The 22,109-nt window shown below is 34.2% G+C and carries 27 protein-coding genes; 22 read left to right on the forward strand and 5 right to left on the reverse strand.

Annotated features, from left to right (window positions below):
* The first annotated feature begins 15 nt into the window (after positions 1 to 15).
* From msrA to BC6307_RS11020, 12 genes are all read left to right on the forward strand, one after another.
* The gene (msrA, locus tag BC6307_RS10965; RefSeq protein WP_066419660.1) at positions 16 to 978 is read left to right on the forward strand and encodes a peptide-methionine (S)-S-oxide reductase MsrA; all 963 of its coding nucleotides are present in this window, start codon (positions 16 to 18) and stop codon (positions 976 to 978) included.
* A 151-nt stretch (positions 979 to 1,129) separates the two neighbouring features.
* Positions 1,130 to 1,279, forward strand: a complete 150-nt coding sequence (locus tag BC6307_RS10970; protein WP_084380625.1) for a YjcZ family sporulation protein — start codon at positions 1,130 to 1,132, stop codon at positions 1,277 to 1,279.
* Positions 1,280 to 1,620: 341 nt separating this feature from the next.
* Entirely contained in the window at positions 1,621 to 2,964 is a 1,344-nt protein-coding gene (locus BC6307_RS10975; RefSeq protein WP_066419658.1) for an aspartate aminotransferase family protein, read from the forward strand.
* A gap of 2 nt (positions 2,965 to 2,966) precedes the next feature.
* Positions 2,967 to 3,710, forward strand: a complete 744-nt coding sequence (locus BC6307_RS10980) for a CoA transferase subunit A (RefSeq protein ID WP_066419657.1) — start codon at positions 2,967 to 2,969, stop codon at positions 3,708 to 3,710.
* Positions 3,653 to 4,339 (forward strand): 3-oxoacid CoA-transferase subunit B, encoded by a 687-nt coding sequence (locus BC6307_RS10985; protein ID WP_066419655.1) that lies wholly within the window; start codon positions 3,653 to 3,655, stop codon positions 4,337 to 4,339. The genes BC6307_RS10980 and BC6307_RS10985 overlap by 58 nt, the downstream gene beginning before the upstream one ends.
* A complete protein-coding gene (locus BC6307_RS10990; protein WP_066419648.1) occupies positions 4,332 to 5,603 on the forward strand; it encodes a peptidase in 1,272 nt (423 codons plus the stop codon). Before BC6307_RS10985 ends, BC6307_RS10990 begins: the two co-directional genes overlap by 8 nt.
* 176 nt (positions 5,604 to 5,779) lie before the next feature.
* On the forward strand, positions 5,780 to 6,625 hold the full coding sequence (gene ablB / locus BC6307_RS10995) for a putative beta-lysine N-acetyltransferase (RefSeq protein WP_066419646.1): 846 nt from the start codon (positions 5,780 to 5,782) through the stop codon (positions 6,623 to 6,625).
* Positions 6,626 to 6,669: 44 nt separating this feature from the next.
* On the forward strand, positions 6,670 to 8,091 hold the full coding sequence (locus BC6307_RS11000; RefSeq protein ID WP_066419644.1) for a sigma-54 interaction domain-containing protein: 1,422 nt from the start codon (positions 6,670 to 6,672) through the stop codon (positions 8,089 to 8,091).
* 430 nt (positions 8,092 to 8,521) lie between these two features.
* Positions 8,522 to 9,910: a lysine 2,3-aminomutase gene (kamA, locus tag BC6307_RS11005; RefSeq protein ID WP_066422014.1), complete on the forward strand. Its 1,389-nt coding sequence runs from the start codon at positions 8,522 to 8,524 to the stop codon at positions 9,908 to 9,910.
* 36 nt (positions 9,911 to 9,946) lie between these two features.
* On the forward strand, positions 9,947 to 10,225 hold the full coding sequence (locus tag BC6307_RS11010) for a YokU family protein (RefSeq protein ID WP_066422012.1): 279 nt from the start codon (positions 9,947 to 9,949) through the stop codon (positions 10,223 to 10,225).
* A gap of 61 nt (positions 10,226 to 10,286) precedes the next feature.
* Entirely contained in the window at positions 10,287 to 10,508 is a 222-nt protein-coding gene (locus tag BC6307_RS11015; RefSeq protein ID WP_066422010.1) for a YozE family protein, read from the forward strand.
* Positions 10,509 to 10,976: 468 nt separating this feature from the next.
* On the forward strand, positions 10,977 to 11,651 hold the full coding sequence (locus BC6307_RS11020; RefSeq protein ID WP_235858301.1) for a hypothetical protein: 675 nt from the start codon (positions 10,977 to 10,979) through the stop codon (positions 11,649 to 11,651).
* On the opposite strand, the gene BC6307_RS24790 is transcribed toward BC6307_RS11020, so the two are convergent.
* Entirely contained in the window at positions 11,636 to 11,785 is a 150-nt protein-coding gene (locus BC6307_RS24790; protein WP_157076711.1) for a hypothetical protein, read from the reverse strand. The genes BC6307_RS11020 and BC6307_RS24790 overlap by 16 nt on opposite strands.
* Positions 11,786 to 12,002: 217 nt before the next feature.
* Between BC6307_RS24790 and BC6307_RS11025 the strand changes: the two genes are divergently transcribed.
* The gene (locus BC6307_RS11025) at positions 12,003 to 12,173 is read left to right on the forward strand and encodes a YozD family protein (protein WP_084380706.1); all 171 of its coding nucleotides are present in this window, start codon (positions 12,003 to 12,005) and stop codon (positions 12,171 to 12,173) included.
* Between the two features lie 85 nt (positions 12,174 to 12,258).
* Here the strand turns inward: BC6307_RS11025 and BC6307_RS11030 are convergent, their stop codons facing one another.
* Positions 12,259 to 13,365, reverse strand: coding sequence for a DUF2515 family protein (locus BC6307_RS11030; RefSeq protein WP_066420722.1), 1,107 nt, complete (start codon positions 13,363 to 13,365; stop codon positions 12,259 to 12,261).
* Positions 13,366 to 13,521: 156 nt separating this feature from the next.
* Here BC6307_RS11030 and BC6307_RS11035 point away from each other — a divergent pair, with 156 nt between their 5' ends.
* A complete protein-coding gene (locus tag BC6307_RS11035; protein ID WP_066420723.1) occupies positions 13,522 to 13,836 on the forward strand; it encodes a YodL domain-containing protein in 315 nt (104 codons plus the stop codon).
* 49 nt (positions 13,837 to 13,885) lie between these two features.
* Here BC6307_RS11035 and BC6307_RS25060 read toward each other — a convergent pair whose 3' ends face one another.
* Positions 13,886 to 14,029, reverse strand: coding sequence for a hypothetical protein (locus tag BC6307_RS25060; protein WP_169714881.1), 144 nt, complete (start codon positions 14,027 to 14,029; stop codon positions 13,886 to 13,888).
* Positions 14,030 to 14,067: 38 nt separating this feature from the next.
* Here BC6307_RS25060 and BC6307_RS11040 point away from each other — a divergent pair, with 38 nt between their 5' ends.
* The 3 genes from BC6307_RS11040 (at position 14,068) to BC6307_RS11050 (ending at position 16,404) form a co-directional block, all read left to right on the forward strand.
* A complete protein-coding gene (locus tag BC6307_RS11040; RefSeq protein WP_066420725.1) occupies positions 14,068 to 14,430 on the forward strand; it encodes a hypothetical protein in 363 nt (120 codons plus the stop codon).
* Between the two features lie 270 nt (positions 14,431 to 14,700).
* Complete coding sequence (deoD, locus tag BC6307_RS11045) at positions 14,701 to 15,402, forward strand: purine-nucleoside phosphorylase (protein ID WP_066420728.1); 702 nt, start codon at positions 14,701 to 14,703, stop codon at positions 15,400 to 15,402.
* A gap of 165 nt (positions 15,403 to 15,567) precedes the next feature.
* On the forward strand, positions 15,568 to 16,404 hold the full coding sequence (locus BC6307_RS11050) for a M15 family metallopeptidase (RefSeq protein WP_066420730.1): 837 nt from the start codon (positions 15,568 to 15,570) through the stop codon (positions 16,402 to 16,404).
* A gap of 35 nt (positions 16,405 to 16,439) precedes the next feature.
* Here the strand turns inward: BC6307_RS11050 and BC6307_RS11055 are convergent, their stop codons facing one another.
* Complete coding sequence (locus tag BC6307_RS11055) at positions 16,440 to 17,171, reverse strand: ZIP family metal transporter (protein ID WP_066420732.1); 732 nt, start codon at positions 17,169 to 17,171, stop codon at positions 16,440 to 16,442.
* Positions 17,172 to 17,284: 113 nt separating this feature from the next.
* Here BC6307_RS11055 and BC6307_RS11060 point away from each other — a divergent pair, with 113 nt between their 5' ends.
* Entirely contained in the window at positions 17,285 to 18,379 is a 1,095-nt protein-coding gene (locus BC6307_RS11060) for a hypothetical protein (RefSeq protein WP_066420733.1), read from the forward strand.
* Here BC6307_RS11060 and BC6307_RS11065 read toward each other — a convergent pair.
* Entirely contained in the window at positions 18,374 to 18,880 is a 507-nt protein-coding gene (locus BC6307_RS11065; protein ID WP_066420734.1) for an Hsp20/alpha crystallin family protein, read from the reverse strand. The genes BC6307_RS11060 and BC6307_RS11065 overlap by 6 nt on opposite strands.
* Before the next feature lie 162 nt (positions 18,881 to 19,042).
* Between BC6307_RS11065 and BC6307_RS11070 the strand changes: the two genes are divergently transcribed.
* The 4 genes from BC6307_RS11070 to paaA all read left to right on the forward strand — a co-directional run bounded on the left by BC6307_RS11070 (position 19,043) and on the right by paaA (position 22,095).
* Positions 19,043 to 19,648 carry an alpha/beta hydrolase gene (locus tag BC6307_RS11070; RefSeq protein WP_066420735.1) on the forward strand — a complete coding sequence of 202 codons (606 nt, stop codon included), beginning with the start codon at positions 19,043 to 19,045 and terminating at the stop codon, positions 19,646 to 19,648.
* A gap of 211 nt (positions 19,649 to 19,859) precedes the next feature.
* A complete protein-coding gene (locus BC6307_RS11075) occupies positions 19,860 to 20,201 on the forward strand; it encodes a YojF family protein (RefSeq protein WP_066420736.1) in 342 nt (113 codons plus the stop codon).
* A gap of 16 nt (positions 20,202 to 20,217) precedes the next feature.
* Entirely contained in the window at positions 20,218 to 20,883 is a 666-nt protein-coding gene (gene bshB2, locus BC6307_RS11080) for a bacillithiol biosynthesis deacetylase BshB2 (RefSeq protein WP_066420741.1), read from the forward strand.
* Between the two features lie 300 nt (positions 20,884 to 21,183).
* Complete coding sequence (gene paaA, locus BC6307_RS11085; protein WP_066420746.1) at positions 21,184 to 22,095, forward strand: 1,2-phenylacetyl-CoA epoxidase subunit PaaA; 912 nt, start codon at positions 21,184 to 21,186, stop codon at positions 22,093 to 22,095.
* The last annotated feature ends 14 nt before the right edge of the window (positions 22,096 to 22,109 follow it).

Below are 22,109 nucleotides of genomic sequence, written 5' to 3' on the forward strand. Positions count from 1 at the left end.
AAGGTGGGATTTTAAATGAGTGAAAAGAATTTACAATTAGCGACATTTGCCGGTGGATGCTTTTGGTGTATGGTAAAACCATTTGATGAGCAACCTGGAATTGAAAAAGTTGTATCTGGATACACAGGCGGCCATAAAGAAAACCCTACTTATAAAGAAGTTTGCTCTGAAACAACAGGTCACTATGAAGCAGTACAAATTACATATAATGAACAATTATTTTCATATGAAAAATTGCTTGAATTATTTTGGCAACAAATAGATCCAACGGATGAAGGCGGGCAATTCCATGATAGAGGCGATAGTTATCGAACTGCGATTTTTTATCATACCGAAGAACAAAAAACAGTTGCCGAACAATCAAAACAAGCTTTAGAACATAGCGGAAGATTTAATAAGCCGATAGTAACGAAAATATTACCTGCAACGGTATTTTATGAAGCAGAGGATTACCATCAAGATTACTATAAAAAGAATGAGTTTCGCTATAAAATGTATCGTGTTGGCTCTGGTCGTGATGCTTTTATTAAACAGCATTGGAAAGATGAGGAGAAGGACAGCAAATTAAAAGAAATACTATCACCAATGCAATATGAAGTTACCCAAAATAATGGAACAGAGCCACCGTTCCGTAATGAATATTGGGACCATACAGAAAACGGGATTTATGTAGATATCGTTTCTGGAGAGCCTCTTTTTAGTTCATTAGATAAATATGATGCAGGCTGCGGTTGGCCAAGTTTTACAAAACCGATTAATAAACAACAAATAAAAGAGGAAGTTGACGTAAGTCATCGAATGGTAAGAACCGAAGTTAGGAGTAAAGATGCAGACTCTCACCTCGGTCACGTTTTTGAAGATGGACCGGTTCATTTAGGTGGACTACGTTACTGTATTAACTCTGCAGCATTACGTTTTGTTCCTTTTGATAAATTAGATGATGAAGGTTACGGCGAATATAAGAATCTTTTTTCTTAAAAATAGTTAACTTAAACCCTTTTTAAAATAACGATTAGACTCAATTACTAATAATAATTAAATATACATTTACAAAATGGGCATTCGCACATACGGGACAACAACCTAACACATAGTCTACAATGTAAACTTAAAACAGGAGTGATCAAATATGCACGACTACTGTTACTACACATATGGATCATGTGGTGGAGGTTATCCGACAGCTGTAGCACCAGCTTATCATGGAGGTAATACTTTCGTTTTAATCGTAGTATTATTCATCCTACTAATAATTGTTGGTTCTTGCTATTGTAAGTAATGCCAAATTAACTCCTTAGTGAAAAGCTAAGGAGTTATTTTTTTTGTATTGTTCGACTAAAATGATGAATAAACAGAAAAACGTATATACTAATACAAATTAAGAAGGAGGAAAATGGATGAACCAAAATGATTATGAAATGAAGTTGCTCCACGAAATTTATCGAGAACAGTGGGAAAAAGCCCGAAATAGTAGCAAACCGAAAAAGAGAAAGAAAAAGAAAGAAAAAAGCAGCTGACCTAAACTTGGGATAGCTGTTTTTTAATGAAAGAAAACGTTTTATTACACATACATATAATATAGGTACAAAAAAATGTAGATAGATGGAGGGGGGAAGTAAAATGGAGCCATCTTATTTAATAAAACCATTATTAGATAAAGACTATCCAGTTATAAGCCATGGTGAAGGGATATATTTATATGACATAGCCGGAAATAAATATTTAGATGGTTGCTCTGGAGCTGTAACTGCCAGTATTGGACATAATATTCAATCAGTAATAGAGGCAATGATGGACCAAGCGAGTAAAGTGTCATTCGTATATCGGTCACAATTTACAAGTGAACCTTCTGAAAAGTTAGCAACGAAGCTCATGGAAATTTCCCCAGGAGATGTAAACTGGTCCTTTTTCGTAAATAGCGGGACCGAAGCAATAGAAACCGCTATGAAAATAGCTATACAACATTGGCAAGAGATCGGTTTACCACAAAAAACAAAAGTTATTTCAAGATGGAATAGTTACCACGGTATTACAATAGGTGCCTTGTCACTATCAGGTTTTACGACTCGTAGAGAGAGGTTTGAATCCTTACTAGAAAAGTCTCCAATTGTTGAACCACCATACTGCTATCGTTGCCCTTTTGAGGATACTTATCCTAACTGTCAGTTAAAATGTGCCACTGATTTAGAAAGAGCTATTTTAGATGTTGGTCCAGACTCCATCGCGGCTTTTATAGCAGAACCAATTGTAGGGGCTGCTGCAGGAGCCATCACTCCTCCTGATGGCTATTACGAAAAAATTAGAGAAATATGTAATACCTATAACATTTTATTTATAGCAGATGAAGTTATGTCTGGTATAGGAAGAACTGGTGAAATGTTTGCAATTAACCATTGGAAGGTTGTTCCCGACATTATTTGTATCGGAAAAGGAATGAGTGCTGGCTATACTCCAATTGCTGCAACTTTAGTTAGTAATAAAGTGATAGATCCTATTTTAAGAGGTTCAAAAATTATTATGAGTGGCCATACTTACAGTGCCAATCCTCAATCAACTGCTGTATCACTAGCAGTTTTACAATATATCGAGCAAAACAATTTAGTAGAACACGCAGCAATTATAGGAGACTATTTATTTGAAAAACTACAAAAATTAAAAAATGCATACAAAATAATTGGCGATGTAAGAGGAAAGGGTCTATTTATTGGAATAGAGTTAGTTGCTGATAAAGTAAAAAAATACCCTTTCAGTTTCGAAAAAGCTGTAACCAAAAGATTAGTTGAAATAGCTCAGTGGAACGGTTTATTAATATATCCAGCAAATGCAGGTATTGATAATAACGGAGGTGATGCATTTATCATTGCGCCTCCTTTAACGATAACTGAAAAGCAAGTGGACGACTTAGTTACATTGTTAGATAAAAGTTTAAAACAATTAGAAAGCGAAATGTTATCGGGGGTATAACAATGAAACAAGTAGCCAATTCTTTTGGAAAGATAATAGAAATTGATGATATTATTACTATTTTTAAGGATGGAACCTCTATCATGTTTGGCGGTTTTGGTGGAATTGGGAACCCGCCTACCATTATCAATGCAATTGTAGATTCAAAAGTTAAAAATCTTACATTGATTGGTAATGATGCTGGATTTCCTACAATAGGAATAGGAAAACTCGTATGTACTGGCCGGGTAAATAAGCTTATCGCTTCTCATATAGGTTCTAACCCTGTCGCTGGCCAGTTAATGCATGACGGTCTAATGGAAGTCGAATTTAGTCCCCAAGGTACGTTAGCTGAGCGAATTAGAGCAGGCGGTGTAGGACTCGCAGGTATTTTAACAGATACTGGTATTCATAGTGATGTAGTGACAAAAGGAAAACAAACGATTGAATTGAATGAACAAAAATACTTAGTGGAAACAGCATTAACCGCTGATGTTTCCATATGTTACGCCAAGAAAGCGGACCCTTTTGGAAATTTAATATTTGACAAAAGTGCTAGAAATACAAATTCTTTAGTTGCGATGGCAGGAAATATTACGATTGTGGAAGTAGATGAAATAGTACCATTAGGAGATTTAAATCCGGAGGAGATTATTACACCAGGTATATACGTTGACTATATAATACCGTCAAAAGGGGTGGACTGGAAGTGGGTATGGGAAGAAACGTACGAGAACTCATTGCGAAAAGAGCTGCGAGAGAAATAAGAGCTGGGATGATTGTAAACTTAGGAATAGGTATCCCATCGTTAGTACCGAATTTTATAGGTAGCGATATGAATGTGATGTTTCATGCGGAAAATGGAATTTTAGGAATGGGTCCAACACCTTATAAAGGATCTGAGGATGAAAATTTATGTAATGCAGCTGGGTATCCAGTTACAACTATTAAAGGATCTTCATTTTTTGATAGTAGTTTAGCATTCGGAATGATCAGAAAAGGGAAATTAGATATTACTATTTTAGGTAGTTTACAAGTTAGTGAAAAGGGAGATTTAGCTAATTGGATTGTTCCTGGAAAACGTGTACCAGGTATGGGGGGAGCGATGGAACTATCACAAAAGGCAAAAAAAGTAATTGTAGTAATGAACCACACAAATCGAAATGGAGAAAGTAAAATAGTTCGCAACTGTAGTCTTCCAATAACAACACCTCAATGTGTAAATATGATTATAACAGAAATGGGAGTAATGGAAATTAACGATAATGGTATTATGTTAACCGAAGTGATGCCGAGTTATTCTATCGAACATATAATCGAATGTACGGAAGCAAATCTGAAAATCTCACCTCATTTGAAAGTTGTGATGAGTGAAAGGGAGGATGTTTATGACTAAACAATTTAAGGAAAATATTTATGAATGGATAGATAAAAATGAACAAAAAGCGGTTAAACTTCTTCAAAGACTAGTACAAGAGAAAAGTGTACAAGGATCTGAAAGCGCAGCACAAGCTATCGTTGTAGAGGTATGTAGAGAACTAGGTTTTCAAATTGACATTTGGGAACCTAATTTTAAAGAACTTGAACAAAATGAAAACTTCATTTCTAATAGAAAAGATTTTATGAATTCCCCTAATGTTGTTGCCGTAATGAAAGGAAGCGGAAGTGGTGGAAATTCGATTATTTTAAACGGGCATATAGATGTCGTTCCCGAGGGTGAAGAAAATCAATGGAATGAAGCCCCATACTCTGGTGTTGTAAAAGAGGGAAAAATATACGGAAGAGGAACAACAGATATGAAAGGTGGAAATGTTGCCTTACTTCTAGCAATGGAAGCCATTCAACAATGCGGAGTAAAATTAAAGGGAGATGTAATATTTCAAAGTGTAATCGAGGAAGAAAGTGGTGGCGCAGGTTCATTAGCTACCATCTTGAAAAATTATCATGCAGATGCGGTACTTATTCCTGAACCTACAAATATGAAAATTTTCCCAAAACAACAAGGTTCCTTATGGTTTAGATTAAAAGTCCATGGAAGGTCTGCCCACGGAGGAACGAGATATGAAGGGGTAAGTGCAATTGAGAAATCTGTAACTGTTATGGAATACGTAAAAGACTTAGAGACTTTTAGAAATTCAAAAATAAAAGATCCTTTATATAGTAATATTCCGATTCCGTTACCAATTAATATCGGAAAAATAGCAGGAGGTAATTGGCCTTCTTCTGTTCCTGATCTAGTAACTGTGGAAGGACGGATAGGGGTAGGTCCGGACGAAACGATAGAGGAAGTAAAAGCCGAGTTAGCTAATAAATTGGTTTCTTTACAAAAAGAAGATAGTTGGTTTATAGAAAATCCAGTGGAACTAGAATGGTTTGGGGCTCGTTGGTTACCGGGTTCGATTCCGTTAGATCATTCCTTTTTGCAAGTTTTAAGCAATAATTATTTAGATGTAACGAAAGAGAAACCAATAGTAGAAGCGTCACCATGGGGAACCGATGGGGGACTATTTACAAACGTAGCAAACATTCCTACTGTAGTTTTTGGTCCAGGGGTAACAGAAGTAGCACATTATCCTAATGAATATATTGAAATTAAAAAGATGATACAGGCTGCTAAAATTGTAGCAAGTACGTTAGTTGATTGGTGTAAAGTGGAATAACCAGACTAAAGCTAAGCGTGTTTAGGGAAAATAACATTTCATTATAGATATTATTTGTTACTATATTCTATCCCCCATGGTGTGAGTTTTCCTTAGCCTGGGGGATCTTCCTTTAAAATTTTCACAAGGGATTATATGGTTTATATAGAAGTGTATGTAAAAGGGAGTGTGATAGAATGACAGTTTATAACAAAGATTATTTTGAAAGTAGAGAAGAAGGTATTCTTTTAGAGGGCGTAAAAGATTACTACAATAAAAGATTAATAATTGAAAATATGGATGGAGAATTATCTAGTTTATTCGATTATATTAATGCTTTAGAAAAAGAAAATTATGTTGAAAAAATAATTATAAAAGCAAGTCAAGATTATTTATTTCCTCTTCTTAATAAAGGATACATATTAGAGGCATATGTACCAAAATTTTATAGAGGTGAAGACCGATTTTTTATTTGTCGTTATAAAACGCAGGATAGATACCATTCTCCAAATTTCATAAAGGAAGATGAAATAGTGAACATCGTACAAAATAAAGAAAAGGTGACTGTTACTAGTGAATTAAAAGGTTTTAAATTGGAAAAAGCAACCGTTCATGACGTTGAAGCGTTAGCAATCCTATATAAACAGGTGTTCACCGTTTATCCAGTCCCAATATTTGACCCAAAATACATAGAAAAACAAATGAAAAATAACACTGTTTTTTATTATGTAAAAGATGAAACAGAGAAGATAATTGCAGCTGCCTCTGCAGAGATAAATATAGTCGGAAAAAGTGCAGAAATAACCGACTGTGCAACGTTACCTAGTAGCAGAAAAGGAGGTTATATGAAGCATATTATAACTTCATTGGAGAATGAGCTAAAGCAGCAAAATATTACGTGTATTTATTCCATCGCTAGAGCGCAATCTTTTGGAATGAATGCTGTATTGCATCAATTAGATTACACATATACCGGGAGACTGAAAAATAATTGTTATATTTTTGACAAAATAGAAGACATGAATATGTGGGTTAAAATTTAAAGTGACTAATTTTCGGCATCTAAACGACAAAAAATAGGCAGGTGATGAAGTTGTCTGGAATAGAGGCATTGAGTAATGATATGATGAAACATTTATTATCTTGTATAGATGAGGCAATTCATGCAGTTGATGAAAATGGTATCACGATTTTTTATAACGAAGTTGCAGCAAAGCATGATGGATTGAAAACGGAGGAAGTTATAGGTAAACATATTTTAAAAGTATTTCCTTCCTTAACGGAAGAAACTAGTACGTTATTAAAAGTACTAAAGACGAAAAAAGCTATTTTTCATCAAGATCAAAAGTATGAAAATAAAAATGGCGAATTAATTGAAACAGTTAACACCACTATTCCTATTCTTATAGGAGAAGAAGTTAAGGGTGCTGTAGAGATTGCTAAAAATTATGGAAAGATAAAGATGTTGTCTAATAAACTTATCGACTTACAATCAAGATTGTATAAGAAAACAACGAGTACTTCTTCTCTCGATTCGTCTTATACGTTTCAACATTTTCTAACGTCAGACCCAATTTGTTTACGTACACTTGAAGAAGCAAAAAAAGTTGCGACTTCAACAATTCCAATCGTTATTTACGGCGAAACAGGCACTGGTAAAGAAATCGTAGCCCAAGGGATTCATAATGCATCCTATCGAAAAGACATGCCCTTTATTGCCCAAAATTGTGCAGCTATTCCCGAAACATTATTAGAAAGTGCGTTGTTTGGTACGGAAAAAGGGAGTTATACTGGTGCAGAAGATCGGCCTGGTCTTTTTGAATTAGCTAATGGTGGCACCCTATTTTTAGATGAGTTAAATTCTATGCCAATTTCCTTGCAATCTAAATTACTTCGTGTATTAGAGGACGGAAAAATAAGAAGAATTGGCGGAACTCAAACGATCACAGTTGATGTCCGTATCGTAGCAGCAATGAACGAAAGTCCCGATAGTTGTTTACAAAAAGGGATTATAAGAACTGACTTTTTTTATCGAGTTTGTAGCTGTAGCCTTTACTTACCGCCACTACGAGATAGAGTTGGTGATATCCCCTTATTAGTAAATAATTTCATAGAAATATTAAGTAAACAACAAAATATTAATCGATACAAGGTCGCCGAAAGTGTACTTACCTCTTTTACCCGTTACGATTGGCCAGGTAATGTTCGTGAATTAAAAAACACACTAGAGTATATCACTATCACTAATGATTCAAACGTTATAACGGTTGAAGACCTTCCTTTAAAGTTACAACCTGTGCGGTTAGTTAAGCAGAGGAAAGGGAGGGAGGAACAACCTTCTTTAAGAGAAATTCTAGCCCATAAAGAAAAGGAGTTAATTACTGACGCTTTACAGGAAACAAAAGGAAATATTGTACAGGCTGCTAAACTACTAAAAATCCCTCGACAAACACTGCAGTACAAGCTATCAAAAATGGAAAAATCACTTAATGTTACGATAGATAAATAGATAAGAGACCAATTCTTCTTACCACACATACTATATGGTAAAACTGTGCAAAGTGGTGACGCTGCGCTTGTCGCCGATGAGCGAGCGCCCTTCGCTTTTCGGTTTGTCTAGCTACGGCGGCTAGGTCCTGCTCAAACTTCACTTTTCCTCCGTACGATAAGTCAACATCAACTCGCCTTCCGGCTCGTTGTGTTTCCTATATCTCCTGCGGAAAAGCTCCAGTTTGATTAGACCTACCAAGCCGCCTCCGCTTTTCTATCTGTCTAGCTGCGGGCGCTATCGGCTCGAGGTCATAAGTCAGTCACTTCCGGTGGGCAAAAACCGCCCACCTGCAGCGCCTGCCTTATGCTTGTCGCCGATGAGCGAGCGCCCTTCGCTTTTCTTGTTGGCATGGTTTTTGCATGGTTGTTGGTAGGGAGGAGAGATAGTTATGTTAAATGATGTGTTTAAGCCAAAGAGACATTGGAAAGATATTGAACTTTGGAAAGATGTTACGGATGAGCAATGGAATGATTGGCTATGGCAGCTTACAAATACGATAAGAACATTGGACGACTTAAAAAAGGTTATTAATTTAACACCAGAGGAAGAGGAAGGTGTTAAAATTTCAACGAAGACAATTCCCCTTAACATAACACCATACTACGCATCTTTAATGGATGAAACTGATCCAAAATGTCCGATCAGAATGCAATCTGTACCTATTTCAAAAGAAATATATAAAACGAAATATGATTTAGAAGATCCGTTACACGAAGATGAAGATTCCCCAGTTGCAGGGTTGACGCATCGTTATCCTGACCGAGTCTTATTTTTAGTAACAAACCAATGTTCGATGTATTGTAGATATTGTACTCGGAGACGATTTTCTGGCCAGATTGGAATGGGGGTACCGAAAAAACAATTAGATGGCGCGATTTCTTATATTGCGAATAACGAACAAGTTCGAGACGTTCTTATATCAGGTGGAGATGGACTTTTAATTAACGATCAAATTTTAGAGTACATTCTAAAAAATTTAAGAGCGATCCCACATGTAGAAATAATACGAATTGGAACACGAGCACCAGTTGTATTTCCACAACGTATTACCGAGAACTTATGTAACATTTTAAAAAAATACCATCCTGTATGGCTTAATACACATTTCAATACTTCCATTGAAATTACCGAAGAATCTAAAAAGGCATGTGAAATGTTAGTTAATGCAGGAGTTCCAGTTGGTAATCAAGCAGTAATACTAGCAGGAATTAATGATAGTGTAGCAATCATGAAAAAATTAATGCACGATCTCGTAAAAATCCGTGTTAGACCTTATTACATTTATCAATGCGATTTATCAGAAGGAATTGGGCATTTTAGAGCACCAATTTCAAAAGGCTTAGAAATAATAGAAGGACTTCGCGGTCACACTTCCGGGTATGCAGTTCCTACATTTGTAGTTGACGCACCAGGCGGTGGAGGAAAAATAGCTGTCCAGCCGAATTATATTATTTCACAAAGCGCAGATAAAGTCGTGTTGCGTAACTTTGAAGGAGTAATAACAACGTATCCAGAACCAGAAAATTATGTATCAGGAACTGCCGAGCAATTTTTCAAAAAAGTTTATCCAAATATGGATGAAAAGAAATCTAATACAGGCATTGCCGCATTAATGAATGAAAGCCAGTTTAATCTCGTTCCTGAAGGCTTAACAAGAATGGATCGACGTAAAAGTTATGAACATGACCCTAACCATAGTTCATTAAAAGATAAACGAAATAAGAGGGATGAATTAAAGGAAAAAAAATATCAAGCTCAAATGAAGAAAATGAATTAAATTATATATATTTGAGTAATAAGGAGGACGAATACGGTGTTATGTAAATGGTGCCGTTCCACAGAAGCGAATCAATCCAATAATACTGTATACTGGGAGTTACCAGACGGCTCTAGAGCAATCACAATTAATGAGACACCATGTATTCATTGTGAGGATTGTGGAATGCAATATCAAACGGATGAAACGACGGAAATAATCGAAAATCATCTATTATTAATTGATACGAAATTACTTCCTGATATTACGAATTATGAACAATTACTAGCTCAACCAAAAATCTTAAAAAGGTATTACTTTGATTTTTCAACCTAAACTATTTTCATTGTAAAATAATTTATTGTAGAATAAAAGAAAAAAATAGGATGGGTTTAACGTGTCAAAGTCTTTTTATCATTATTTAGTTAATTATCGCCATGCCATTATAAAAACGGATATAAGTCGTTTTGCAAATGCAGCTTATGAAGATCATAGTTTTCCTAAACAATCAAAAAGCTATCATGAAATTAGTAATTATTTAGAGCTAAACGTACACTATTTACCTAGTATGACAATCTTTGATGAAGCATGGGATTTATATATTAGGGATGAGCAGTAAACAGGAGAAGTAGTTCCATTTCCAATGGAACTACTTTTTTTATTGTTTAGGAAATTATAAAAGTGGAAAGTTGTGGATAACTACTAACTTTGTGTTGCTACGTCTAGCTCCTTTGGAAAAGGCCCTCGTGACATAAGTCAGTCACTTCCGGTGGACAAAGAGCGTCCACCTGCAGCGCCGCACCTTTCTTGTCGGGCCAGGACGAGCCGCCTGCGCTTTTGTTCTTGCTTTGAATTCTAAATTGATTGGACAGTTTACATTACTCACTTCATTTGAATGTAAGAGTTAGTTTAAAGTTTATCACCTTTGCTTTTTAACAAAAGGAATAATATTCCTAACAAGTATTGTGAAAAAATTCGTACATCCTTTAGCGCTTTTCTTTCTTTTGCATATAATGTATTACTCACACTTCAAGTAACCTACTCTCTAGCAATTTTCATAATAAACCGTAGTACTGGAGGTAGGATTGTGGCTAAGAAAGCAAAGTTTACTATTGGAGACATTGTAGTAATAACGGTATATGGTACAGTTGGAAAAATTACGGATGTCCAGTTTATTGAAAATGAATATTATTATGAAGTGAATAAAAGTGAAGATTTATACGAAGAAGCTTCACTAGCCTTTTTAACAGAATTTAATGGCCAAATTATATTATCGGATGAAATAGAAATAGAGTATAACTATTTTATTGGTGATTTAGTTAAGGTGAAAGGTTATGGAGATGAATGGTTTAGAATTATAGGTTTTCGTACAGAAATATGGCGTTATAAAGAAGATGCATGGGAAGAAAGCATATATGAACTAGTGAGGGTTTCTGATGGTGAGTGGTTAGAAGCGGCAGAGGAGGAGATAACGACTGTCATTTCAAAGGAGAAGGCAGATTATTTAAAACAAAAAATAGAGCTTCGGTATCTCCTTTATCAAGATAAACAGGAGTTGCAAAACGATATGAGTCGAATAAAAAAAGATAAGAAAACAAAAACACAAAAAGAGATTATTGATGGGTTACTAGATGTTTATAATGATTATCGAGTTTTATATGAGCTTTTTTACGATGAAGAGTATAAACACGTTATGGACTTAGCAATGGAAAATTTAAAGCGTCTAACAAATAATAAAAATGAAAACTATCTTGGTAAGTGAAGAAATTGCCAAATTAATAGAAAAAAAAATGGGATCCCAAAAATAAAAAGAAACATAATGGCTTTTTCACTTACCTTATCTAATATGGAAACTAAAAACTGCTCATCTTCGAATCTGTTTAATAATTGCTTCATTTCGTTTCACTCCTCATCTATATTAAAAATAGGCTTGTCCTATTGTTAATAGATTGTATGGCTTGAAGAAGGAAAGTATGTCATAATTATTTATCTTCTCGTTTATTTTTTTGTGATATTGTCTAAATTAATACATATATTCAAACTAAGGTGTACATAAAAACTCGAGGGTGCTATTTCTTCTTAAAGAAGGGATACATGAAAAGGGAGTGAGATTGTGAGAGAAATAGAGGTAGTGATAGATACGGATGAAATAGCCGAATTCTTTTACAATGAATTAATGAGGAGAGGGTATGTCCCAAGCGAAGAAGAGATTGGAGAGTTAGCAGATATCACCTTTGATTATTTAGTGGAAAAATGCATAATTGATGAAGAGGATATAGAATAACTATAAATATGAAATGGAGACAATTTTAGTTGTCTCTTTTTTATTTTTTTAAAACATACATAATCCACGCAAAAAGACGATCTATTTAAGACCGTCCTAAAGCTTTTGTTATAGTATCGATACTCTTCAATTTTAACAAACTTAGTAAATATTTTTCTGTTATGTTATATGGGGAATCTATACTAATTGGACTATAATAGGGAAATAATTCTTCAAATGATTGAAACCAATCATCCTTATCGGGAAGTTTGTGAGTACTGTTTTTCCAAGCTTCATGGAGGGGTGGACTATAAATCTTTTTTGAGTTATCGTTTGTTCGGGTGAAAATAGACGGAAAAAAATCAGCTCTTGATCCAGTATGGTTTTGTTCTTTAACAAACTTCATAGTGCCACGTTGTACTTCTTCCACATAAAAAAGTAAAGAATATAAATACTTTCCTATATGTATTCTTTTCGTAATGTTATCGAATTGAGAAACAGTAGTTCCTGCTAGTTGTATCGAATCATCCGTTTGGTAAGGTATTAAAACGCTAGTAAAACCTAATTTCTCTTGCAATTGAAATGGCATCGACTTTATAACATGCTCTACATAAAAAGGATTTTGTATTATTCTTTTTTCAATAAAATGCTGTTCATTAATGATTAATGATAGAGTTAACATTTTACTATTTTTATCTTTCCAAAAAACTTCCCAAACAGCCCTCATAAATGAAGAAATGCCAAACTCGTTTAATAGATGAAATAGCGGTTTACCAATCTTTTTACTATGTTCATATAAAAGTAGTTGTTGATACGCATCATGAAAAATAAGAAAATTAGATTTTTCTAGAAAGGAAAAAAACAGTTCTTTTTCTCGAAAAGATAGCAGCCCTGAGATAGCTTCTCCTTTTAAGTCGGTCATATTCCAACCACCATTACGCGATACAATATGAGCTAACAATGCCCAATGTACTTCTGTATTATTATCAAAAAAGTGTAAATAAGCATTTGTACGTGTTACATTATTTAAATTGTTTTTATCTGTTTCCTTTTTAATCTTATCAATTAACTCTATATCTCTCTTAGTTAGATTGTAAAGAGGATTATTATGATGAGAATTCAACATACATTTTCTCTCATTTTTAGATAAGCTAAAATCAATAGTTTTTTTCTTTTTGTCTTTTTTAAAAATATTGGGTAGAATACGTTTCACAAAAATACCACCTCCTAGTTATTGTATGAAATGAACTAAACAAACATGATGGAGAAGCAACATATTCTTCTTTCGACAATAGTTATCTTTTTTTGATGAAGGATTCGACACATACTTTTTCTAATAAGTATAGTAAGAAAAGGGGGAGGGTAAGTTATGTTAAAAAAATGGAGTTTGTACAAAAAAGATATAGGGAAGTATGATGTTACGATATTGCAGACCCCTAATATTGGAGAAAATAAAGGGTATGTCCCAATATATCGAGTAAATATTGAAGGTAGAACCCATACAGAAGTGATACAAACAGTTTTTTCAACATTTAATGTGAGAGAGCGCATCCCCCACAATTATCGTGGTAGATTTATTAGTACAGGTGATATAGTATTAATTGATGAGGGGTTTAAAGGGAAAACTTATTATCGATTAAGTACAAATGGTTGGAAGGAACTAAATCGAGTTATGATTATGTAAGAAGAAGCCCTCCATAATGAAGGGCTTCTTATAATGTTAGCAATCCGTATTATTCGTTATGACCCGGTCCGTTTTTTCTACCTTTTGGTGAATGTTCTTTACTATGAGCATTATGCTCTGCTTCAATTGCTTCTGGTGGAATGTGGTTATTTTTCTTCTGCCCGTTAATTCGATTGCGATGTTTTTTTCCCATCTTCATTCTCCTTTATCATAAATATTTGAGGTGATTGTATGGAAATAATCGTTTTCATCATTATGGTAATTAGTTGTATTGTTACGTTAATGGTTCAAGACCAATTACAAATTCACTTTACGAGAAAAAAAGTACATATGCTCTTTCATTTATTAAATATTATTGTCGTCACGCTCGTTACAACAATTGCCTATATCGTCTTCTTTAATGAATTATCTGTAACAATTTTTAGTCGGTTTTATACGTATTTTTTTACAATACTTTTCATTGTTTGTTTTGTTTATTTATTTATAGGAGTCCTGTTTGTTAAATTTATTAAATCTAAACAGAAATATGTTGTTGATAAAGATACAAATATCGTTTATATCAAGCAGAAATACTTAAACAAAGACGACATTTAACTTTGTAAACGATCTTTTTTAGATCTATGTGGCTGTGCAGTTTTCTTTTTTGTCGTATTCGTGTTATTAGCATATTCTACAGCCTGTTTTAACTTCTTTTTCATTATGCTACCTCCTATATTCATGCTAAGGGACTCTTTTATAGTATTTACATGATAAAAAAATCAATTCTTTTTCTACCTGGTAGTCGGTTACTATTTGGGAAAAAACCATATAATATGGTATAGTATTGATGGCTTATGCCTTAAGATTGAAATTGGAGGTATTTTTATGAGTGTACATATCGGTGCAAAACAAGGAGAAATAGCTGAAACGATACTTTTACCAGGTGACCCACTTCGTGCAAAATATATTGCCGAAACCTTTTTGGATAATGCTGTTTGCTACAACGAAGTAAGGGGGATGTTAGGTTTTACTGGTACATATAAAGGACATAAAATTTCCGTTCAAGGTACAGGTATGGGGGTTCCATCTATCTCCATATATGTTAATGAGCTAATGAACGAATATAATGTACAAAAATTAGTCCGGGTTGGTACTTGTGGAGCTATTCAACAAGATGTTAAAGTTCGTGACGTAATTTTAGCAATGACTGCTTCAACAGACTCTCAAATGAATCGTTTGACTTTCAATGGAGTTGATTATGCACCCACTGCAAATTTTGACCTATTGAAAAAAGCGTATGATGCTGGTACAGAAAAAGGGTTAAACTTAAAAGTTGGTAATGTCTTTACAGCAGATATGTTTTACAATGATAATGCAGAATTAGAAAAATGGGCAAAATACGGAGTGCTTGCTATTGAAATGGAAACAGCAGCATTATACACTTTAGCAGCAAAATATGGTCGACAAGCACTATCTGTACTAACAGTTAGTGACCATATTCTAACTGGTGAAGAAACAACTGCGGAAGAAAGACAAACAACGTTTTCAGATATGATGGAAGTTGCACTAGAAGCAGTAATTAAATAATGAAAAAGTAGGTACAGTTCTAACAGCTGTACCTTTTATTATATTGTAGAAAAATATAATTTTTTTACGGACACCTCGTTTTTATGATACACTATTTTTATTGCGATCTCGTTTTACGTAAAGGGCTTCGCGAAACTAATAAGAAAACGACAAAAGGTGATAAGCATGAAGTGGAAAATAGCTTCAGTTGTTTCTGTATTACTACTTTCAGGTTGTTCTTTACCTACTGATTTCGATTGGAAATTTTGGGAAGATAAGCAAATCGTTGAAAATAATAATACACCTGAAATATCTGAAATTGTGGAAGAACAACCAGAAGAAAATAATAACAATCAATCCGAAATTATAGAAGATATCGTTGAAGCAGACAGTCCAATAATGAAAGAAGAATTCGTCTCAATAGTGAAGGATGGAATTATTCAAAACCCTACTAATCTATTAGTTTTAGTAAACAAGGATATAGCATTACCAGAAGATTATGTACCGGATGATTTAGTTAGTCCTAATGTTCCTTTCATCTTTGATGGTGAACATGATAAAAGATATATAAGAGAAGAGGCTGCAAGAGCTTTAGAAACATTATTTGAGAGTGCAAGTAATGAAGATGTAGAACTATTTGCTGTATCAGGTTATCGAGCATATGACACACAAAATGCTATTTACAATAGTTATTTAAAACGTTGGGGTGAAGAAAGGACGAATGCTGTATCAGCAGTCCCTGGTCACAGTGAACATCAAACGGGTTTAGCAATGGATGTAACAAGCAGAAGTGTTGAATTACAATTAACAGAAGACTTCGGTGAAACAGTTGAAGGAATATGGCTTCAAGAAAATGCACACAAATTCGGCTTCATTATTAGATACCCTCTCGGTAAAGAAACAATTACTGGATATCAGTATGAGCCGTGGCACCTACGATATGTTGGCGAAGAGGTTGCTACCCATTTATGGAAAGAAGAGTTAACATTAGAAGAATTTTTTGGACATGAATCTTATCAATAACTCGCCTTTTAATAGGCGAGTTTTTCATCTTCATTTTAATGAACAATAAAAGATAATACATAGGAGCAGAGTAAACCAAGTGCAGATACAAACCCTACAATTGGCCCACCTTCTTCGTATGCTTCAGGCATCATCGTCGAAGAAACCATTGTAATAATTCCTCCTGCAGCAATCCCACTTATGAACGAAACGTATTGTTCACTTAACTCATTGAATATGACATACCCCGAAAAGGAACTTAAACTTGAGAGGACCATGACAATGGACCACATCGTCATAATCTTTTTCTTTGAATATCCATCTCTTTTTAAACCTACAGTACTTGAAAGAGCCTCTGGTAAATTACTAATAAATATCGCTAAAACAATTACCCAGCTCACCGTATGCTCCTTTAAAATACCTACACCTATGATCATTGATTCTGGAATAGCATCAATAATTGTTCCAATAAAAATAGCCTTACCCGAATTATTATGATTATTTTCTTTCGAACGCTTTCGATGATGACCACCTTTTTTACTTATGTAATACTCAGAGATCGTAAAAAGGGTAGCTCCAATGATGAAACCAAGAATAACATAAACATAACCTTTATCTTCATTGACTTTTCCTAGTAGCTCAAAAGCTGCAGCACCAATTAAAATTCCTGTTCCGAAAGCCATAATATAACCAGTTAATTTACGAGGAACCGAGAATAACAATGCAAAAATCGCGCCTATAATTAAAGCTAGTCCAACAAGACCTCCCCAAAATAGTGCTTGCACCATTTGTATTCCTCCTTTTACATCTATGTCTATTTTGTGCAAAAATATGGAACACATACTTACAATCTATTGACGTAACATATGGAAATAGATAAGGATTTTGGAGGTATGTTCACATGAAAAAAATAATCGTTTTGATATTGATATGTTTTTTATTTATACAGCAAGAGGAACAAATATTTGCTCATTCTGAAGATAGTTCTTATACAATAGTTCAAACAAACAGTAATACAGATTACCAAACAAAAGAAAAACTATCTAAGCAACTACAAAAGTACCTTAATCATAGCGAATGGGTTGACTATAACACTACTCCTGGACCAACTGATTTTTTTATTCAACATAACAATATTACATACTCTATTCATTTAAACGAAGGAGCGATTATCGATAGTGTTCATAAAAAAGCAATCGTTAATATATCGCTCCCGATATTAAGATTATTACAGGACAATTATAAAACATTAAAGAAGCATCATTACGGAGAGAAAAAACCTTGGTCTACAGTGAATGGGATTATACCTAAATATGAAAAGTTTTCTATTTTAGATATAGATACTGGACTACGCTTCAACGTACAAAGACGTGCAGGCGCTAGTCATGCGGACGTTCAACCGTTAACAAAAGAAGATACAGCAATAATGAAAGAAATTTATAATGGTAAATGGAGTTGGGATAGAAGAGCGATAATCGTTGAAAAAGATTCAGAACGTCTTGCTGCATCTATGCACGGAATGCCACACGGGAGAGGCGCTATACAAAACAATTTTCCCGGTCACTTTTGTATTCATTTTTTTGAAAGTACAACGCATGCATCAAAGAAAGAAGATTTCGCTCATTCTATTATGATAAAAAAAGCTGCAGGCGTATGGCTAGAAAATATACAAAACATGTCTCCAAATGAAATAGTGGAAGCATTTATCATATCTGTCAATCAACATGATGGATTTGTCTTATCATCTTTACTTGATTCTGAAGATCGAAAATTATTACAAAACAGTACGAAAGATATTGAAGCAATTCAACATTTGAAACGTTTATCTCCATTACCAGAAAAACTACATTCGGATGAATTACAGTTAGAAATTCCCATAAAAGTCCATATTCATAAAAATGAAACGGTCGTAAAAACATTGCGTTTTCCATTTTATAGAGAAACACACCTAGATAGATGGAAGCTTAACTTTGAAGATATACTGTCGCAATTATGACTTACGAGAAATATTAGGTTTACTTAAAAACTCTAAAGGAACCTTCGTGTACGACGTTTTAGTTTCTTTAGGTATTCTAATTTCAAGCATGTTATCTTTAAAGATTGCTTTTGATCCAGTTGTTTTTACAAAACACGGTAAAGGAATTGTTTGTTTATTTCCAGGATTAGGTACATTTTCTACAAAGCAAGTATTTGAATTGTAATACGTTTTTACGTCTAACACATGATCTGCAGAAATCGGAAATTTCACAAACACTTCATTGTGCCCCTCATAAATTTGAGGTTGAAAACTAGGCTTTCTCTTTTTCTTTTTATTTGCTTGAATTTTATCTAATAGTTCAAATGATTGCATAAAAAAATCGGAGGAGTTCATAAAAGGTGGAGGGTCAGGTAACTTCATTGCCTTATTCATCCATTTCTCTACATCAGCCTGTTTAAAAGGAGACTCACCTTTCATATACTCTTTAGGAAAAGGAAACATTTTATTCCAAGGAAACATTGAAATCTCACCACCAATAAAAAGTCATTATATCTTATTCTAATAATTATTATTGGTTAAACTTTTGAGCGGACAAAAGCAAGAATATTTGACGCTTTTGGTTCACTTTACTATACTTAAATTACCTCGAAATTGAGATAAATTCTTTAAAAGGAGTATTTTATGAAGTTAAAACATATCTTTCAACAAGGTTCAGAAAATGTATTATTGTTATTACACGGAACGGGTGGGAATGAACAAGATTTAATTCCATTAGCAGGGTTAATTGATCCGAACGCTTCCATATTAAGTGTAAGAGGAAACGTACTAGAGAATGGCATGCCGCGCTTTTTTCGAAGATTAAGCGAAGGTATTTTTGACGAACAAGATTTAATCGCTAGAACGGAAGAATTATACTTATTTTTAGAAGAAGCAAGTAAAGAATATGGTTTTGATCGTAAAAATGTAATTGCACTAGGTTATTCAAATGGAGCAAATATTGCAGGTAGTTTATTATTCCACTATAAAGAAGCTTTAAAAGGAGCTATTTTATTTCACCCTATGGTACCTAGAAGAGGTATAGACCTCCCTAATATGTCGAGAATGCCTATCTTTATTGGAGCAGGAGTAAATGACCCCATCTGCCCAGCTAGCGAAACAGAGGAACTTAAATCTTTACTCGAAAGCTCAAGTGCTTCTGTTCAACTATTTTGGGAAAATTACGGCCATCAATTAACACGTCGCGAAGTAGAAGAAGCACAAAAGTGGTACGAAAATAATATTAAGTGATATAATGTATAAAATCGTAACAGGAGAAACGGTAAAAATAATACCGTTTCTCTTTTTACTCGTTAAAATAGCATATTTTCATTTTTACCAACAGAAGAACGTTTTGACAGGTCTTATATATGTGTTTTTTCTAACAAAAGGTTCTCTTTTTTTTACTATTTACGTTACAATAAATATAGTTAACCTATTACTTCACTTTTGGAGGGACATTATGCAGTTGATCGAACAAGTAAGTGTACAAGAAGCGTTAAATAGCTTTGCTAAGCAACCTGTATACATACATCTTGAAACAACCAATGGTGCATACGCATCTCATCATAATACAGGAATGACAGTTGGAGCATTCATTCGCAATAGTGTTATTCATTATGAACACGGGAAAATTACAGGCAATAATCCATATAGAATCGGATTAAAAATGGAACACGGGTGGGTTTATGCAGAAGGATTAACCCATTATGAATTAGATAATAAAGGAAGATTGTTACTAGCAGGGCTTAATGATGAAGGCAAACTTGCGGTTGCTTTTCAGTTAAGCAAAGAACCTTTTTAAGGAGTGAAGGATACATATGAACCAACATGAGCGTGTGTTAGTCGTTTTTCCTCATCCAGATGATGAAGCGTTCAGTTCATCTGGTACGATAAAATTATTTACGAAAAGTGGTGCTCCCGTTACATACATATGTGGAACACTAGGGCAAATGGGTCGTAACTTAGGAAATCCGTTATTCGCTACAAGAGAGACGTTAATGGATGTTCGTAAAAAAGAATTAACAGATGCTTGTAAAGTAATGGGAATTGAAGATTTAAGAATGTTTGGTCTTCACGACAAAACAGTTGAATTTGAAAATGAAGAACTATTAGCAGATAGAATAGAAGCGGTCATAAAAGAAGTCAAACCTACTTTATTAATTACGTTTTATCCAAAACATGGTGTACATCCAGACCATGATGCAATGAGTAATGCAGCTGTTATAGCAGTGAAACGTTTACCGAAAGAAGAGCAACCAACTATATATGGGAAAGCAATTTTAAAAAATAGTGTAGAACTATTAGGAGAACCAGACATCACAATTGATATTAAAGAAGTTGCACTTGATAAGTTAAATGCTATCAAAGCACATCGATCTCAAACAGAAAGTTGGATTGAAACGATGGAGCAAGCACTCGAGGCAAATTCACCTGAAGTAGAAGACTGGTTATATCGAGAAACGTTTTGGACTTATAATGTTTAATTAAATTTGAGAAGAAGCCTATTGGTGCTTCTTCTTTTTATGTTTTATGCCAGGAAAGATATTTTTTGTAGTGTTTTTCTTACAGAGAAGAAAGGGGTATTAATTCCCGAATTTACGTGTAGCAAAGTACAAATTTTAATTTTCCGAAATTTCAGAGTTGAAAAACATATAACATTATTATATAATTTCGTTAAATAAACGTTATAAATATATTTGTTAGATGAAAGATAGGAGGCGAGGCTATTGAATACTTCTATTTCTTTTCAATCCTTATCAGAAGAAGAGAAATACGAACATTTTATGGAACGAATAAACGCTGGTGAAAAAATAGAGGCAGATGATTGGATGCCAGAAGATTATCGAAAAGCCTTAATTAAGCTTATATCGATGCACGGAATAAGCGAAATAATGGGAGCGCTTCCAGAAAAAGAATGGGTACCGAAAGCACCAACTTTAAAAAGAAAACTTGGCATTATGGCAAAAGTTCAAGATGAAATGGGCCACGGTCAATTACTTCTTCGTGTTGCTGAAGATTTAATGAAACCATATGGGAAATCAAGAGAAGAAATTATGCAAGATTTATTTAGCGGTCAATTAAAATTCCATAACGTTTTTCATATGCCGGCACCAACATGGGGAGATGCTGGTTTAATAGGTTGGTTAGTTGATGGAGCTGCCATTATTTCTCAAACAAACATGTTAAACGCCTCGTATGGTCCTTATGCTCGAGCTCTAAAAAGAATATGTGCAGAAGAAGTATTTCATGCTCAACACGGTGAAGCAATTATTATGGCATTAGCAGAAGGAACAGAAGAACAAAAAGCGATGATTCAACAATCTATTGACCGATGGTGGGAAGCTTTATTAATGTTTTTTGGACCAGGTGATGCTTCCACAACTGGAACTAGTAAACAAGATACAACGATAAAATATAAAATTAGAACAAAAACAAACGAAGAGTTACGACAAGATTTCTTTACAAAATATGTACCTCGTATTCTATCACTAGGATTAAAGTTACCTGACCCCACGATGCATTATTCGAAGGAAGAACGGAAATGGATCTATCAACAACCAAATTGGAATGAATTTTTAAAAATTATACGAAATAACGGTCCAAAGTCACAAGAACGTCTTCGATTAAGAAAACTGTCCTATGAAAATAATGCATGGGTACGTGATGCGCTCAGCTCTTCTTCTAAAGCTACTTGAAGAACGGAGGAAAA

Source organism: Sutcliffiella cohnii (assembly GCF_002250055.1).
In the GTDB taxonomy this organism is placed as follows: Bacteria; Bacillota; Bacilli; order Bacillales; family Bacillaceae_I; genus Sutcliffiella; species Sutcliffiella cohnii.